The organism is Roseateles depolymerans (assembly GCF_003387155.1).
Lineage (GTDB): Bacteria > Pseudomonadota > Gammaproteobacteria > Burkholderiales > Burkholderiaceae_C > Roseateles > Roseateles depolymerans.
This window is the reverse complement of the sequence record NZ_QUMT01000007.1, coordinates 25,670-42,133: the sequence shown is the minus strand read 5'-3', so window position 1 is coordinate 42,133 and position 16,464 is coordinate 25,670. Positions and strand designations below refer to the sequence as shown.

The 16,464-nt window shown below is 67.2% G+C and carries 12 protein-coding genes; 3 read left to right on the top strand and 9 right to left on the bottom strand.

Annotated features, from left to right (window positions below):
- Window positions 1-17: 17 nt before the first annotated feature.
- On the bottom strand, window positions 18-2,822 hold the full coding sequence (locus DES44_RS23210; protein WP_083525921.1) for a DNA topoisomerase III: 2,805 nt from the start codon (window positions 2,820-2,822) through the stop codon (window positions 18-20).
- Between the two features lie 118 nt (window positions 2,823-2,940).
- On the opposite strand from DES44_RS23210, the gene DES44_RS23205 reads away from it, so the two are divergent.
- The 3 genes from DES44_RS23205 (at window position 2,941) to DES44_RS23195 (ending at window position 5,390) form a co-directional block, all read left to right on the top strand.
- Complete coding sequence (locus DES44_RS23205; RefSeq protein ID WP_058936833.1) at window positions 2,941-3,483, top strand: SET domain-containing protein; 543 nt, start codon at window positions 2,941-2,943, stop codon at window positions 3,481-3,483.
- Between the two features lie 106 nt (window positions 3,484-3,589).
- Entirely contained in the window at window positions 3,590-4,600 is a 1,011-nt protein-coding gene (locus DES44_RS23200) for a biotin--[acetyl-CoA-carboxylase] ligase (protein ID WP_058936832.1), read from the top strand.
- 19 nt (window positions 4,601-4,619) lie between these two features.
- Complete coding sequence (locus tag DES44_RS23195) at window positions 4,620-5,390, top strand: hypothetical protein (protein WP_147307196.1); 771 nt, start codon at window positions 4,620-4,622, stop codon at window positions 5,388-5,390.
- Between the two features lies 1 nt (window position 5,391).
- Here DES44_RS23195 and DES44_RS23190 read toward each other — a convergent pair whose 3' ends face one another.
- The 8 genes from DES44_RS23190 to DES44_RS23155 all read right to left on the bottom strand — a co-directional run bounded on the left by DES44_RS23190 (window position 5,392) and on the right by DES44_RS23155 (window position 16,400).
- Window positions 5,392-7,317, bottom strand: a complete 1,926-nt coding sequence (locus DES44_RS23190) for a S8 family peptidase (protein WP_083525920.1) — start codon at window positions 7,315-7,317, stop codon at window positions 5,392-5,394.
- Window positions 7,318-7,618: 301 nt separating this feature from the next.
- Window positions 7,619-8,617, bottom strand: coding sequence for a type I glyceraldehyde-3-phosphate dehydrogenase (gene gap, locus DES44_RS23185; protein WP_058936829.1), 999 nt, complete (start codon window positions 8,615-8,617; stop codon window positions 7,619-7,621).
- Between the two features lie 123 nt (window positions 8,618-8,740).
- The gene (tkt, locus tag DES44_RS23180) at window positions 8,741-10,801 is read right to left on the bottom strand and encodes a transketolase (RefSeq protein WP_058936828.1); all 2,061 of its coding nucleotides are present in this window, start codon (window positions 10,799-10,801) and stop codon (window positions 8,741-8,743) included.
- Window positions 10,802-11,250: 449 nt separating this feature from the next.
- Window positions 11,251-11,952, bottom strand: a complete 702-nt coding sequence (locus DES44_RS23175; protein WP_058936827.1) for a nucleotidyltransferase family protein — start codon at window positions 11,950-11,952, stop codon at window positions 11,251-11,253.
- Window positions 11,953-12,109: 157 nt separating this feature from the next.
- Complete coding sequence (locus DES44_RS23170; protein ID WP_147307195.1) at window positions 12,110-12,778, bottom strand: SH3 domain-containing protein; 669 nt, start codon at window positions 12,776-12,778, stop codon at window positions 12,110-12,112.
- Between the two features lie 151 nt (window positions 12,779-12,929).
- Window positions 12,930-13,886 (bottom strand): hypothetical protein, encoded by a 957-nt coding sequence (locus DES44_RS23165; protein ID WP_058936825.1) that lies wholly within the window; start codon window positions 13,884-13,886, stop codon window positions 12,930-12,932.
- Window positions 13,887-14,040: 154 nt separating this feature from the next.
- A complete protein-coding gene (locus DES44_RS23160; protein WP_058936824.1) occupies window positions 14,041-15,165 on the bottom strand; it encodes a YbdK family carboxylate-amine ligase in 1,125 nt (374 codons plus the stop codon).
- Window positions 15,162-16,400 carry a cation:proton antiporter gene (locus tag DES44_RS23155; RefSeq protein ID WP_232309867.1) on the bottom strand — a complete coding sequence of 413 codons (1,239 nt, stop codon included), beginning with the start codon at window positions 16,398-16,400 and terminating at the stop codon, window positions 15,162-15,164. The genes DES44_RS23160 and DES44_RS23155 overlap by 4 nt, the downstream gene beginning before the upstream one ends.
- Window positions 16,401-16,464: the final 64 nt, after the last annotated feature.

Below are 16,464 nucleotides of genomic sequence, written 5' to 3'. Positions count from 1 at the left end.
CCCGCTTTCCGGATCGCTCAGGAGCTGGCGGTGGCCTTCTTCGCGGCCGCCTTGCGGACCACGGTCTTCTTGGCCGGGGCCTTGGCGGCGGTCTTGCTGGCGGCTTTGGCGGGGGCCTTGGCCGCAGTTTTGGCCGCTGTTTTGGCGGGCTTGGCGGCAGCGCTGGCCCCAGCCCCCTCGGCGCCGTCCTCCGCCGCTGCGCCAGCCCCCGCACGCCCGACCGTGGCCGACTTGCGAGCCGCAGGCGCGCCCTTGGCGGCACGTGGCTCGAACTCGAACACCACCTTGCCTTCCTTGCGGTCGTAGGTGAGGTAGGCCTTGAACTTGCGCCGTGTCTTGTTGGAGACGAAGTTCTCCAGCAGGTCGGTCTTGCCGTGCTCCAGCAGTTTGCTCATCTGCGCCGCCTCGATCGGCTGCTGCAGGATGATCTTGCCGCTCTTGAAGTCGCAGGCGATGTGGCTGCCCACCGCATGCTCGCAGACGTAGTTGGAGCCGTGGTCGAACACCCGGCCATTGCACTTGGGGCAGTGGCCCAGCGGCGTCTGGGCGCTGAAGTCCACCGGCTCGCCGGATTCCTCCGCCTTGCGGGCGTCCTCGCCGAAGTCGAACTCCAGCTTCCAGTTGTTGATCTCGTCGTCAAAGACCAGCGCCAGTTCGGCCGTGAAGGGCCAGCCGGCCTTGGACCGGAATCCTTCCAGGGGGCCGACCTTCTTCTCGCGCAGGAAGGTCTCGACCTCGGGCAGTTCGAAGCTGCGGCCCCCCGGGATCTTGGGGATGGAGAAACCGCATTCGTCGCCGTGCCCGGTCTTGCCCACGCAGGTGAAGCGCCGGTAGTTCTCTTTCACCACGCCGCCGCACTTGGGGCAGGGCGTCTTGAGGGTGGCGTAGTCGCCGGGAATGGTGTCCCGGTCGTATTCCTTGGCCTTTTGCACGACGCGCTGCGTCATGGCGGCGATCTCGGCCATGAAGGCCTCGCGCTTGAGGCGGCCCTTCTCCATTTCGGAGAGCTGGAATTCCCAGTTGCCGGTCAGCTCGGGCTTGGTCAGCTCTTCCACGCCGAGGCCGCGCAGCAGCGTCATCAGCTGGAAGGCCTTGGCCGTGGGGATCAGCTCGCGGCCTTCGCGCAGCATGTACTTCTCGGCCAGCAGGCCTTCGATGATGGCCGCGCGCGTGGCCGGGGTGCCCAGTCCCTTCTCGGCCATGGCTTCGCGCAGTTCATCGTCGTCCACCAGCTTGCCGGCGCCTTCCATGGCGGACAGCAGCGTGGCTTCGGTGTAGCGGGCCGGCGGCTTGGTCTGCAGCGCCTTCACGTCGGCGCTTTCGGTGCGCACCAGCTCACCGGCGGCCACCGGCACCAGCATGGCACCGCTGGTGCCCGGTTCGGCGTTCTCGTCGGTGGCTTCCTTGCCATACACCGCCTGCCAGCCCGGCTTGACCAGCACCTTGCCGTTGGTCTGGAAGCTGAAGGACTTGCCGGCCGCCTTGACCGTCGAGATGCGGGTGGTGACCTGGAATTCCGCTGGCGGGAAGAACACCGCCAGGAAGCGCTTGACCACCATGTCGTACAGCTTGGCTTCGGCTTCGGTCAGGCTGGACGGGGTTTGCAGCGTCGGGATGATGGCGAAGTGGTCCGACACCTTGCTGTTGTCGAACACTTTCTTGGTGGGCTTGATGTAGCCGTTGGACAGGGCCGTCTGCGCATGCGGTGCCAGGGCACGCAAGGGGCCGGGCATGTCGGACGTGGCAATCATCTGCGCGGTCTGCTTGGCCACGCTCAGGTAGTCTTCCGGCAGATAGCGGGAGTCGGTCCGGGGGTAGGTCAGAACCTTGTGCTTTTCATACAGGGCCTGCGCCAGCGACAGCGTCGTCTTGGCCGAGAACCCGAACCGCGAGTTGGCCTCCCGCTGCAGCGTGGTCAGGTCATACAGGCCGGGGCTGGCCTGGGTGCTGGGCTTGGACTCTTCGGTCACCGTGGCCGGCTGGCCGCGCACCGCGGCGGCAATGGCGTCGGCTTCCTGCTGGGTCCAGACGCGGTCGGCCCGCTGCTCGGGGTCCTGCTCGTTCTTCTTCCAGGCGGGGTCGAACCACTTGCCTTCGTACTGACCGGCCACGGCATCGAAGGTGCCGCGGATTTCCCAGTAGTCCCGATAGACGTGCTTGCGGATCTTTTCTTCCCGCTCCACCACGATGGACAGCGTGGGCGTCTGCACGCGGCCCACGGTGGTGAGGAAGAAGCCGCCATCGCGGGAATTGAAGGCGGTCATGGCGCGGGTGCCGTTGATGCCCACCAGCCAGTCGGCTTCCGACCGGCAGCGGGCGGCATCGGCCAGGGGCAGCATCTGCTGGTCGCTGCGCAGGGCGTCGAAGCCGTCGCGGATGGCTTGCGGCGTCATCGATTGCAGCCACAGGCGCGACACCGGCTTGTTCACCGGCGCCTTGGCCGAACCGGCGTATTGCACGATGAGGCGGAAGATCAGCTCCCCTTCGCGGCCCGCGTCACAGGCATTGATCAGCGAGGTCACGTCCTTGCGCTTGATCAGCTTGACCAGTGCATTGAGCCGGCCCTTGCTCTTGTCGATCGGGTTGAGGTCGAAATGCGGCGGGATCACCGGCAGGTGGGCAAAGCTCCACTTGCCGCGCTTGACGTCGAATTCCTCCGGTGCCTTGATCTCCACCAAATGGCCCACGGCGGAGCTGACGATGTACTGGTCGTTTTCAAAGTACTCGTCATGCTTGTCGAACTTGCCCGACTGCGGGGTCAGGGCACGGACGATGTCCTGCGCCACCGAGGGCTTCTCCGCGATCACCAATGCCTTGCTCATGTGCTTTTGCTTCTTTCCTGTCGAAGACAGCGTCTGAAGGATCAAAACGCCTGCCTACAATCCGGCCTCGCGCGTACACGCGCGCGCACCCATGATTTCAATGTAACGGACTCGCTCCATGCCGCAACAAAGCCCCGACACGCGTCCGCCCCGCTCCACCCCCAAGGCGGATGAAGCCCCCCGCAAGGGTAACCGGGCCCAGGCCGCGTCGTCCGGCCGGTCCCGGATTCAGGTGCGGGCCTCGGGCGTGCATGGCCGCGGCGTGTATGCCCTGACCGACATCCAGGCCGGTGAACGCATCATCGAATACAAGGGCGAGCGTATCGACTGGGACGAGGCCCTGCGCCGTCATCCGCATGATCCCTCCCAACCGGACCATACGTTCTTCTTCCATCTGGAGGAGGGCGGCGTCATTGACGCAGCGGTGAATGGCAACAATGCCCGCTGGATCAATCATGCCTGCGCCCCCAATTGCGAGGCCCGGGAAGAACAGGGGCGGGTTTTCATCCATGCCCTGACGGATATTTCGGCCGGCGAAGAGCTGTTTTACGACTATGGTCTGATCATCGACGAACGCTACACCGCCAAAGTGAAAAAGCGGTTCGAGTGCCGTTGCGGCAGCCCGAGCTGTCGTGGCACGATGCTCGCGCCCAAGCGCTGAAGCGGCCGGGGCAGCGACTTCCTCCATCCAGCACCGGGCCTGGACCGCACCGCTGACCGGCGGCGCTGGCCCAGGACCGGGACGACCAAGACTCCTTCTCGAGGCGATGCAAGAACATCAACAGTGGGGCGTTGAAGCCCTGTGGCAAGACCTGGAGCCGCTGCTGCCCGGCCTGAGCATTGAAGTGCTGGCCCGGGTGGAATCGACCAATGCCATGCTGGTGGACCGGGTGCGACGCGAGAACGCCTCACCCGCTCATCAAGCGGGCGATGCTCGCACGGCTGATGGACGTGGTGATGGTCGCGCGGATGGCCGAGCGGACGGCCGAGCGGATGGCCGGACCGAAGGTCGCCTTGACGGTCGCTCTGAAGGACGCGCCTTCAGCCGCGCCGGCGACAACCGCCCCTACGGCCGTCGGCAGCATGACCTGCAGCCCTGCCTGCTGGTGGCTGAGCACCAGACCCACGGTCGCGGCCGTCAGGGTCGGGCCTGGCACAGCACGGCGGGCGCCTCGCTGACCTTTTCCATCTCGCTGCCGCTGGACGTGGCCGACTGGTCGGGACTGTCCCTGGTGGTGGGGACGGCCATCGCCGATGCGCTGGACCCGGACGGCCAGCGCCTGCAACTGAAGTGGCCCAACGATCTCTGGCTGGACCAGCGCAAGCTGGGCGGCATCCTCATCGAGACGGTGCCGGCAGGCAGTTCCCGCATGGCGATCATCGGGGTGGGCCTGAATGTGTCGGACCGCGCGCGGGTGGCCGATTCGCAGCTGAGCACCGGTTTTTCGGCCCTGCAGGAATTGCTGCCCGGCATCACGCCGCCGCAGGCCCTGGCCCGTCTGGCGCCGGCCCTGCTCAAGGCGCTGGCGGGTTTCCCGAAGGAAGGCTTTGGCGCCTGGCGGGAGCGCTTCGCGCGGCGGGACCTGCTGCTGGGGCAGTCGGTGACGGCCGGCATGCTGGAAGGCACCGCGGCCGGCGTGAGTGAACGCGGCGAACTGCTGGTGCACACACCGGCGGGCACCACGCCGGTGACGGGCGGCGAGGTGAGTGTGCGTCTGTCCGCAGGGGCGGCGCCTGGTGCCGCGGCGAACGGCGATTCCAGCGCCAGCAAGGGGTGAGCCGCTGATGTTGCGCGCCTTGGTGGTTCTGCTTCTGCTGGTCAACCTGCTGCTGCTGGCGTGGCGGGGCGGATGGATCAATACCGGTGCCACGGCACCGTCCCGGCTGGAGCAGCAGGTCCGGCCCGAACAACTCAAGCTGCTGGGGCAGCAGGCCGCCAGTCAGCTGAACAAGCTGGCCTGCGTGGAACTGGGACCGCTCGAGACCGACGAAGCGCTGCGCCAGACCATTGCCGTGCTGACGCGCGCGGGTCTGACGGCGGCGTCGTGGCAGGCGCAGACGACCGCCACCGGCGGCACCTGGGCGCTGGCCACCATCAAGATGCCCAGCAAGGAATTCCAGGCCCGCAAGGAAGAAACCTATCGCAATGCGCGCATCGCCTTCGAGCCGCTGCAGGGATTCCCGGACGAGCAGCCGACGCTGGTGCTGAGCCGGCATGACAGTGAAGCGGCCGCCGAGGCCGCGCTGGACGCGATGAGCAAGCGCAACTACAAGGGCTTGCGCGTGCTGCGGCTGCAGTCGCCCAGCCAGCAAACGACGCTGCGGGTGCCGCGACTGGACGGCTTGCAGCTGTCCCGGCTGGATGCCGTGGCCAATCCGCCCTGGGGGGAGCGGCGCAAGAGCTGTGAGGTGGCGCCTGCTGCTGGGGCCGCTGCTGCGGTGCCGTCGGCATCAGCGTCTTCTCCCGCGCCTGCCACGTCTGCTTCCGGCGCTGCCGGCACGGTCGGGGGCGCCGTGGCGCCGCAGCCGGCCGCGAGTCGGGCCGCAGCACGGGCCGCCAGCCGCTGATCTACAGGCGGCGCACCGCTTCCTGCCGCCGCGCCAGCAACGCGCACGCGACCAGCAGCGCCAGCAACCATCCTGCGGACATCGCACCGCCACCTCCGCCGCCGCCACTACTCGTGTCCGTCGTCGGAGCCGGTGCCGGTGCCGGTGTGCCACCGGACCGCGACGCGAGCACCGACCGCACCGCCTGGTACGCGTCCACCATGCCGCTTCCGCAGGTGCTGGTGGTGCAATAACACTCCAGTTGCGCGCTGGTCCCGACCGACGCAGGGTCCTGGCATTGCTGCGCATTGGCGGCCTGCGCGCCCGTGGTCGGGAAGGGCCGCGTGCTGCTCATCAAGAAGCCCTTGACCTGGGCCGGTGTGAGGCTGCTGTCCGCAGCCAGCATCAGCGCCGCCGTTGCACTCACCAGGGGCGTGGCGAAGCTGGTGCCGGTCCCGGCGTAGTTGTAGGCATTGTCCGCCGCGACCGGTGTGGTTCTGCCGCTGTTGGAGGTGGACAGGATCGGGTAGAGGCATCCGGTGTCAGTCACGCAATTGCCGCCCGGCGCGCTGACGGAGACCTCCGGCCCGAGATTGGAGAAACCGACCTTAGTGCCGGAATGGCGCACTGCGGCCACGGCCACCACGTTCCGACAGTTGGCCGGACTGCCGACGGCAATGCCGCCGCTGTCGTTGCCATTGCCGGCGGCAGCCACCACCACCGCGCCTTGCGACACCACCGCATTGACTGCGGACTGATAACTGGCGGAGCAGTTCCCGTCGCTTCCCAGGCTCAGATTGATCACCCGCGCCGGATTGCGGTTGGTGGGCAGCCCCGGCACCAGAATGCCGGCCGCCCAGCGCATGCCGGCTTCAATGTCAGACTGCCAGCCGCCGCATTTGCCCAGGGCCCGCACCGGCAGCACCTTGGCCCCATAGGCCAGGCCCGCCATGCCCAGGCCGTTGTTGGTGCTGGCGGCGATCAGGCCGCTGACCCGCGTGCCGTGCCAGGAGCTGGGGCCAATGTCATCCGACGTGCAGGAACTGCCCAGCCGGCCTGAGTTGATGTCGGCCTGATCCACCCAGTCGCCGGGGTCGCTGGCATCGCTGTCGGCCCCGTCGCCATCATTGGCCGTGGCGGTGGATGTGCTGCTGGCGCTGGCGAATCCGATCACGTCGTAGCCGGGCAGCAGTTGTCCGCTGAGGTCGGGGTGGTCATACCGCACCCCGGTGTCGATCACGGCCACCACCACGCCGGCGCCGGTGCTCACATCCCAGGCGGCAGGGGCATTGACCGGCGAGAGCAGCGTGCTGTCCGGCGTCTTGAGATACCACTGGCCCGCCGTCACGCCGGCGTCGGAGGCGGTAGCGTAGAGCGGGTCGTTGGGAACTGCGTACGGGCGCCACCAGCGGTCCGGCTCGACGGCGTCCACCTCCGGGTCGGCGGCCAGCTGGCGGGCCAGCGCGGCGGAGCTCAGGCCGGTGGCGGTGAAGACATGGGTGCGGCCGTCCAGGCTGCGGCGGGCGGTCAGGCGGTGGCCCTGGCGCAGGCCCAGCGCGGTGGCGCGGACCTGGCTGATGTCCCGGGCCTCGTCGGCGGTGGCCCGGGCCTGCAGCGGTCGGGCACGGACGGAGGCGGCATCGCTCTTGAACCGGACGATGACACGAGCATAGTCGCCGCGCTGGTCGGGTGCGGCCTGGGCGCGCGCCGTGGTGACAACGCCCATGGGACGGCTGACGGAACCCGCAGCAGGTGTCGAGGGGACGGTGGCGGCTGCGGAGGCACCGGTCGGGCCGAGCACTGCTGCGCCGAGCAGCAGCGCCGTCGAGGCGGCCTTGAGGAGGCCGGTCACCGCTGCGCGGCCAGCGTCGGCCCCGGTGAGGGCCTTGTTGCGGCCAGTGCTTGGCACGGAATGGACGCGGCCCGCGTCGAGTCTCCTGACGGACATGTCGGCTCCAGAAGCAGAAGGGGTCAGGTGTCATCCATCGCGTCGGCCGTGCTGGCGCTGCCGACGCAGGACACACGCCTGCTGTCTCTGGATTAAACCTCCATCGCCGGAAAAAAGGAAAGCCCGGGAAGCCCACCCAAGACCCACACAGGTCCCCCAAAGGGCCGCGGCGCTGCGAACCCACTTCAAAAAGGCTTCGCGGTCCGCGCATGAAAAAGCCCCGCAGAGCGGGGCTTGTTGGGGCCGGGTCATGCTGGCAGGCCAGCAGGTACCCGCAGACTTGGGCCGCGAGGCCCTCGCCTTACTTGGCGACGACGCGCACCATCTCCAGCACCTTGTTGCTGTAGCCCCATTCGTTGTCATACCAGGAGACCAGCTTGACGAAGGTGCCGTCCAGCGCGATGCCGGCATCGGCGTCGAAGATGGAGGTGCGGGGGTCGCCGCGGAAGTCGGTGGCCACCACCTTGTCCTCGGTGTAGCCCAGCACGCCCTTGAGCGCGCCTTCGCTCTGGGCCTTCATTTCGGCGCAGATCTCGGCGTAGGTGGCGTTGTTGTTCAGTTCCACCGTCAGGTCCACCACCGACACGTCGGAGGTGGGCACGCGGAAGGACATGCCGGTCAGCTTCTTGTTCAGCTCGGGGATCACCACGCCCACGGCCTTGGCGGCGCCGGTGCTGCTGGGGATGATGTTTTCCAGGATGCCGCGACCGCCGCGCCAGTCCTTGTTGGACGGGCCGTCCACCGTCTTCTGGGTGGCGGTGGTGGCGTGCACCGTGGTCATCAGACCGCGCTTGATGCCCCACTTGTCGTTCAGCACCTTGGCCAGCGGGGCCAGGCAGTTGGTGGTGCAGCTGGCGTTGGAGATGATGGCCTGGCCGGCGTAGGTCTTGTCGTTGACGCCGAAGACGAACATCGGCGTGTCGTCCTTCGACGGCGCGGACATGATCACCTTCTTGGCGCCTGCGGTCAGGTGCTTCTCGCCGGTCTCCTTGGTCAGGAACAGGCCGGTGGCTTCCACGACGATGTCGGCACCGATCTCGCCCCACTTCAGTTCAGCCGGGTCCTTCACGGCGGTCAGGCGGATGCGCTTGCCGTTGACGATCAGGGTGTTGCCATCGACCGAGACTTCGCCGTCGAACTTGCCATGCACGCTGTCGTACTTGAGCATGTAGGCGAGGTAGTCAGGCTCCAGCAGATCGTTGATGCCCACGATCTCGATGTCCTTGAAGTTCGCCACGGCGGCGCGGAACACCATGCGGCCGATGCGGCCAAAGCCGTTGATACCGATCTTGATCGTCATGAGAAAGTCTCCGTGATGAAGTGAAAAATTCGTGTGCCGGGCGGGGCCGGGCCTGGGTCTGATTGGAACAGATCAGGCGAAACCGGAATGCAGAAGGGGTGCCTGGGCACCCCTTCGTCGGTCTTACTTCAGCCGTGCTTCGCCAATGGCCACCTTGACGGTGTCGGCGACGTTTTCAGCGGTGAAGCCGAAGTACTTGAACAGCACGTTGGCCGGCGCGGACTCGCCATAGGTGTCCAGGCCCACCACGGCCGAGACGCCGTACTTCCACCAGAAATCAGTGACACCGGCTTCCACGGCCACGCGCGGCAGACCGTCCGGCAGGACCGACTTCTTGTAGCGGACGTCCTGGCGGTCGAAGACGGTGGTGCTGGGCATGGACACGACGCGCACCGCGATGCCGGCCACGGCCAGTTGCTGCTGGGCCTGCAGGGCCAGTTGCACTTCCGAGCCGGTGGCGATGATGACCGCCTGGGCCTTCTTCTTCAGGCCCACGGCAGCCGGCTCGGACAGCACGTAGCCGCCCTTGGTGATGTCGTCCACCGCCTGGCCGGTCTTGGCGGCGTAGGGCAGGTTCTGGCGGCTCAGGGCCAGCACGCTGGGGCGGTTGTGGTGGGCGATGGCCATGGTCCAGGCCACGGCGGTTTCAGCCGTGTCGGCCGGACGCCAGACGTCCAGGCCCGGGATCAGGCGCAGGCTGGAGACATGCTCGACCGACTGGTGGGTCGGGCCGTCTTCGCCCAGGCCGATGGAGTCGTGGGTGAAGACATGAATGACCCGCTGCTTCATCAGCGCGGCCATGCGGATGGCATTGCGGCTGTAGTCGCTGAAGGTCAGGAAGGTGCCGCCGTAGGGGATGAAGCCGCCGTGCAGCGCCAGGCCGTTCATGATGGCGGCCATGCCGAATTCACGCACGCCGTAGTTGATGTGGCGGCCACCGTTGCTGCTGCCGTCCTCTTCCAGGCGGAAGGCGGGCGTGCTCTTGGTGTTGGTGAGGTTGGAGCCGGTGAGGTCGGCGGAACCGCCGATCAGCTCGGGCAGGGCGGCCGTGAAGGCTTCCAGCGCGATCTGGCTGGCCTTGCGGGTGGCGACGGTCTCGGCCTTGTCATGCGCGCTGATGGCGGCCTGGGCAGCGACATCGGCGAAGTTGGGGGGCAGCACGCCGGCGATGCGGCGGGAGAATTCGGCAGCCTGTTCGGGGAAGGCGGTGGCGTAGGCGTCGAAGCGTTCGTCCCAGGCCTTCTCGGCGGCTTCGCCAGCGGCCTTGGCGTCCCAGGCTTCATACACTTCCGCGGGCAGGACGAAGGGCTCGTGACTCCAGCCCAGGGCTTCGCGGGTCAGCTTGATTTCTTCCGCACCGAGCGGCTCGCCGTGGGCCTTGGCGGTGTTGGCCCGGTTGGGGCTGCCCTTGCCGATGTGGGTCTTGGCGATGATCAGGGTGGGCTTGTCGGTGCTGGTCTTGGCCAGGCCAATGGCGGCATCCACTGCGTCCACGTCGTGGCCGTCCACGGGGCCGACCACGCGCCAGCCGTAGGCTTCGAAGCGGCGGGCGGTGTCGTCAGCAAACCAGGGGGCGACCTGGCCGTCGATGGAGATGCCGTTGTCGTCGTAGATGGCAACCAGCTTGTTCAGCTTCCACGCACCGGCCAGCGAGCAGGCTTCGTGGCTGATGCCCTCCATCAGGCAACCATCGCCCAGGAAGACATAGGTGTGGTGGTCCACGATGGTGTGGCCGTCCCGATTGAATTCCTTGGCCAGCAGCTTTTCCGCCAGCGCCAGACCCACCGCATTGGTGATGCCCTGGCCCAGCGGACCCGTGGTGGTCTCCACCCCCGGGGTGATGCCCACTTCCGGGTGGCCCGGCGTCTTGCTGTGCAACTGGCGGAACGCCTTGAGCTGCTCGATCGGCAGGTCATACCCCGTCAGATGCAGCAGCGCATAAATGAGCATCGAACCATGACCGTTCGACAGCACAAAACGGTCGCGGTCCGCCCACAGCGGATTGCCGGGGTTGTGACGCAGATGACGGTTCCACAGCGCCACAGCGATGTCCGCCATGCCCATGGGTGCCCCCGGATGACCCGAATTGGCCTGCTGGACAGCGTCCATGGCCAAGGCGCGAATGGCATTGGCCATCAGCGTGGAAGTGGAAGGAACGGCAACAGCGCTGGTGGACTCAGCCATGGCAAAAATCGGTCGGGTTGGCGGAAAACCCGGATTCTAAAGCCCGTGAGGGGGAGGGGGGGGTTGCGCCCGGGAAGCGCTGGCCGGGGGCCTTTCCCTTCATGTCCTCCGCCCCTGCGGGGCTCCCCCTCTTACTTCCGGGAAAGGCCCCCGGCCAGCGCTTCCCTCGGATCGTGGTGGGCGGGGCATCCTTTGGCGCGGGAATTGACGATTCCGAGGGCTCGGGTGGGGGCAGCGGCTGCGTGGTGGGTGGCTTGCGCTCGGGAAGCGCCGGCCGGGGGCCTTTCCCTTCATGTCCTCCGCCCCTGCGGGGCTCCCCCTCTTACTTCCGGGAAAGGCCCCCGGCCAGCGCTTCCCTCGAGGCTTGGTTTGCGGAGAACAATGAGCGTTGGGCGGGGCGAGCGGTGCGCGAGAGGCTGGTGTCGGTCGTGGTTGATGAGTGGTGTGGGCTATGCCAGTTCAGAAGGTGCGTTTAAGGCCTCAAGCTGCTCAGGCGTGCCCACGTTGGCCCACGGGCCGGTGTACATCTCAGCAGTGACCGCACGCGCGGTAATGGCACGGTCCAGACTCCAGCGGATGCGCTGGTGCTGGCCCGCCGGCACGCCATCGAAAAAGGCGCGGCGGTAAAGGCCAATGTTGCTGTACACCTGCAAGTCGCCGTCCAAGGTCGCGTAACCCTGCCCGTCAATGCCGAAGTCGCCCTTCGGATGCAACGGCTGGACCGGGACGAACCACAAGTGCGCCAGGTGAGGACTCGCCGCAAAGGCAGTCGCCAACGCCGGGTCGTAGCGGAACTCCGGAATGAAAATGTCGGCAGAGACCGCCCAGAAACAGTCGTCTCCGTCCGCGCACAGCAGGTCCAGCGCCGTCGCAATGCCGCCGCCCGTTTCGAGCGCACCACCAAACCGCCGGCCCTCATGGCTGTAGTGCAGGCGGATGCCCCAGCGGCTGCCATCCCCCAGCACCTCGGTGAACTGCTCTTCCAGCCACGCCGTATTGATCACGATGTCGCGAATACCCGCCGCGACAAAGGCCTCGATGTGCCACTCAATCAGCGGTTTGCCGCGCACCACCAGCAAAGGCTTGGGGGTGTGGTCCGTCAACGGCCGCATGCGCTCTCCGCGCCCAGCCGCCAAAATCATCGCTCGCATCAGGTCCGTCCAGAATCGCAAAACATCGGCGTTGGAGTGTAGAGGCCACGCAGGCAGGCGGAGCCAGACAGCCCCAGCAAGACGGACTTGGCGGTACGGCCTCAGCGAGACAAGAACAGCGCGACGGAGTGAGCGAGGCGGCCTCAGCAAGACCGAATCAGCGAGACGGCATCTGCCCAGCCGTTCCTGCCGTCGAGGGATCACCGTCGCAGGTGGTTTCCTGGATCGCGCAGATCTGGTCCAGCCAGGTGCGGAAACGTCCCCGCGGCTGACCCGCCCGGGCCGCCGGCAAGACCTGCACCAAGGGCTTGATCTCGTCCGACAGCCGCGACTCATCGAACTCCACCTGCGCCCATTGGCCCTGGCATCCCACCAGCCGTCCCGCCCGGATGGTGCTGTTGCCGTCAAAGCTCGCATCCTCCTGCAGCCGCACGCTCACCGGCGCCTTGGCATCCGGACGCTGCCGGCCCACCTGCGCCTGGGACTTGACCACCAGCATGCGTCCGCTGACCCATCCCTCCCCGGCGTACAACGGTCGCGCCGGCTGGCCAGTGAGCGAGGTGTCCTCGAAGGCATCACGAACCTTGAACCAGCCGTGGGCCGCTTCGGTGACCTTCACCGACACCCGCACCCGCATGCCGTCCCCATCCGTCCAGACCGGCGGCAGGGTGCCCAAGATGCGGGCCTTGGCATCCGGCGCTTCGCGCACTCGCAGGCCCGCAGGGTCCTGATCCTCCACGAATGCCGTGAACGAGCAGGACTGGCTCGGTGCAGCGGGCGTTGCGCTCAGTGCCTGGGCCGCTGCCTTTGCAGGCGCGGCAGACATTTTGTCCGTCCCCAAGGCCGCCCCTGCACCCGTCCCCGCCATCGCGAGGCCCACAGACAAAGTCAGGCTCAGTGCGCACAGGGCCTTCGCCGGAGTTAGCGCTGGCCGGGGTCGCAGGGGTCGCAAGGATCGAAGGGGAGTCATGGTGCGTTCATTCGCCATCAATCAGCACATAGTAGAACGACGGGCGTGGTCCCACCGCCGAGAGGAAGCCGGCGAAGTGGTTCTTGGGGATCGTCTGGCAGCCCGCCGACCAGGTGTTCACCACCGGCGCATCGTCTGCGCCTCCCCAATGGATGTACATCGTGCGGCCGACATGCTTGGCGTCGATGCGCGACGGGTCACTCAAGAGGAAGCGGCCATCACCGTCGGTGTCACGTTCCACCGTCTGGTTCTCCGCCGAGCGGAAGGCGCGGGCGCCCAGGAAACCGTCCGGCTTCTCCCGGAAGAAATAAGTGCCCGCGCGCAGGCGGCCCGCATCCTTGATGCCGTCCTGATTGACGTCCTCCCCCGCCACATGAGAAGCCGGCTTGGCCGCGACGCCCTTGTAGCGTGCATCGATCAACTGCCCACCCTGCTTCTGCGCGCGGTGGGCATATTGCGCCGAGGGCTCGGTGTTGCCCGGGAAGAAGGCCACACTGCCGCGGCGGCGCCAGCCGTTGAGGACCACGATATGGTCGTCGTAGGCCCCCCGTCCGTCATTGACGAGCGTGGAGGTGTCGCGCCGCAGACCCAGCACCAGCAGGCGCCCCTGCTTGAAGGCGTTCACCGCCGGCGCCGAGGCCCGTTGAAGGACCAGACTGGCACAGTACTGGTACGCCGCCCGCTTCGACAGGAACGGCAGGCGCGGCAGCGCGGGCCGATACAGCCGGTCCTCGCTCCATTCACGCAGCAATGCGGCCCCGCCCGGCGCCCGGGCCAGCGCCTCACGGGCCGGCCACCGGGACGCCAATGCCGCGGCCGCCATCCGATGGGCAGCGGCTTTCATCGGCGGGTCCAGCAGCGCAAGGCCCTCGGTCCACGTCGATAGCGCCCCAGCAGGGTCGCCGACGACCCTGGAGGACAGGTCGGTCGCCAATTGGTCGAGATCCGGGTCGATGCTGATCACTGCTGGGCTCCTGGTGACGTGGCCCCGCGGAATCAGGGTTGCAGGGCCGTGCCCGATTGTGGCGACGCCGCCGGCCGATTCATTGGCCAAAAGTCACTCGCCCTCCACAGGCGTCATCACCCGCCCCCGGTGGCGCAGGGGCCGCTGGCTTGCGTCAGGCCGCCCGCCCCGCCCAACGCTCGCATTGCTGCCGCACCAGTTCGTTGAGCAACTGTTCCTTCTCCACCACGCCGCGTGCCCAGGTGGCGTCGTTGCCCTGCCAGCGCATCTCCTCACGGATGAAACGCAGCGCCGGCTCGGCCCGCAAGGCCGCTGCATGCGGCTCCAGCGCATGCAGCGTGACGTTCAGGTCCTCGCGCAGGCTGCGGTGCTCCCCCGTCTTGGGATCGACAAAAGTGCCGTCCAGCCCGAACCGGCAGGCCTGGAAACGATTGAAGGTGTAGGGCAGGTAGTCGTCCTCGGCCAGCGCAAAGGGCTGGTCCTGGCTGATCCAGCGCGCCAGACACTGGATGAGCCCCGCCAGCGCCGAGGCCTTCTCGATGGTCAGCGGCGTGTCCAGCACCCGGACCTCGATCGTGCCGTATTCGGGCTTGGGGCGGATGTCCCAGTAGAAGTCCTTCATGCTCTTGACCACCCCGGTGCGGGTCATCTTCTCGAAGAAGACGAGGAAGTCGTCCCAAGTCAGCAGAAACGGCGCACGCCCGCTGAGCGGAAAGGCAAACACTGAATTCAGGCGGGCAGAGTGAAAGCCGGTGTCATTGCCCTGCACATACGGCGAAGAGGCCGACAGCGCAATCAGATGCGGAATGAAACGCGAGAGGCCATGCAGCAGCCGCAGCGCCTGGTCCGGCCCTTCGCAACCGATGTGCACGTGCTGCCCGAAGACGGTGAACTGCTTGCTGAGGTAGCCGTACAGCCCCGAGATCTCCTGGAAGCGCGGCTTGTCGAAGATGCGCTGCTTGCTCCAGTGCTGGTAGGGATGCGTGCCGCCGCCCGACAGCCCCAGATTGAGCTTGTCGGCGCTGCGCACCAGCGCGTCGCGGGTGACGGTGAGCTGGTCCAGCACCTGCTCGTAGCTGTCGCACACCCCGGTGCACAGCTCGATCATGCTGTCGGTGATCTCCGGCGTGACATCGCCCGGCAAGGCCACCCCCTTCATCACCCGCAGCAGGTCCTTGGAGCCCGGCGTGAGGTCGTAGTCGTGACGGTTGACGATCTGCAGCTCCAGCTCCACCCCCATCGTCAAGGGGCGTGAGGTGGCAAAAGGTTCCAGACTCATCGCTTGGGCTCCGAATGCGAGGTGTGCGGCTGATGTTCACCGGCCAGGCGCAAGGCCCACTGCACGGCAATCGGCCCCACCAGCTCCATCAGCGCAATGGTGGACAGAATGACCGGCGCCAGCACCGCGGCAATATCCGGATGCCGCATCTGCACCTCGCTGTACAGCACCAGCGTCGTGCCGGACAGCGGACTCAGGCACACCGCCAGCGCAATGCCCTGCCGCGCATCGATGCCGCTGACCCGGGCCAGTCCGACCAGCGCCACCGTCTTGCCCAGCAAGCGGAGCAGCAGCAGCGCCAGCGCCAGCACGGCCCCTGTGGCCAGGGCCTGCAGGGTCCATGCAGAACCGACCACCACGAAGAACATCAGCACCAGCACGCCACCGGCCGTGCCAAAGTGGCGCGGCCAGACCCACGGCCGCTCGGTGGTGTTGCGCAGCACCATGCCCGCCAGCAGCGGCACGAGCAGGGTGGAGAGGTTCAGCACCCGCGCCACGCTCAGCGCCACCAGCACCAGGCCCAGCAGCATCAGCACCGAGTTCTCGTTGCGCAGGTCCAGGCGGCGCATCAGCCACGCGGTCAGGCGCGCGAGCACGATGGCCACGACGATGGAGCCGATGAAGGCATACAGCGGCTGCGCAATCGCTTCGAGCCAGTCACCGCGCTGGTCCAGCTGCAGCCAGCCCATCATCAGCTTGTGGGCCAGCACGCCATAGATGGTGTTGAGCGCCGCCAGCGCCGCCATGCGCTCGCTGACCTGGCCGGCGGCCTTGAGCTCGGAACCGACACGGCCGATCACTGCGGCCGATGAGGCCATGGTCAGGATCGCGCAGCTCAGCGCCATCAGCGGTGCGACGCCCAGAAGGGTCAGTCCATAACCCACCACCACAAAGGACGCCACCGCTTCCGCAGCGCTCGACCAGAGCAGGGCCTTGTTGTTGCGCAGCCAGCGCAAGTGGACGCGTGCGCCCATCTCGAACAGCAGCAGGCCCAGCGCCAGGTCCACCACCAGACGCAGCCGCAGGTCCATGGCGCCGTTGGCAAAAATGCCATGACCCAGTGCAGCCAGCAGCATGCCCACGACGCTGTAGCCCACCACACGGGGCAGGCCCAGACGGCGGTTGACAAGTTCCCCCAGCAGCCCGGCGGCCACCATGGTCAGCGAGGCCCAGAACAGCCAGTCCAGCCGCGGGGGCCAGGTGGTGAACTGAAGAAAGTTCGCAAGGTCGTTCATCAAAACGGAGGGTCTCTTCGGTTGGTGAGCGGCCGGCCATTCTAGGGGTCGATCGGGCTCGATG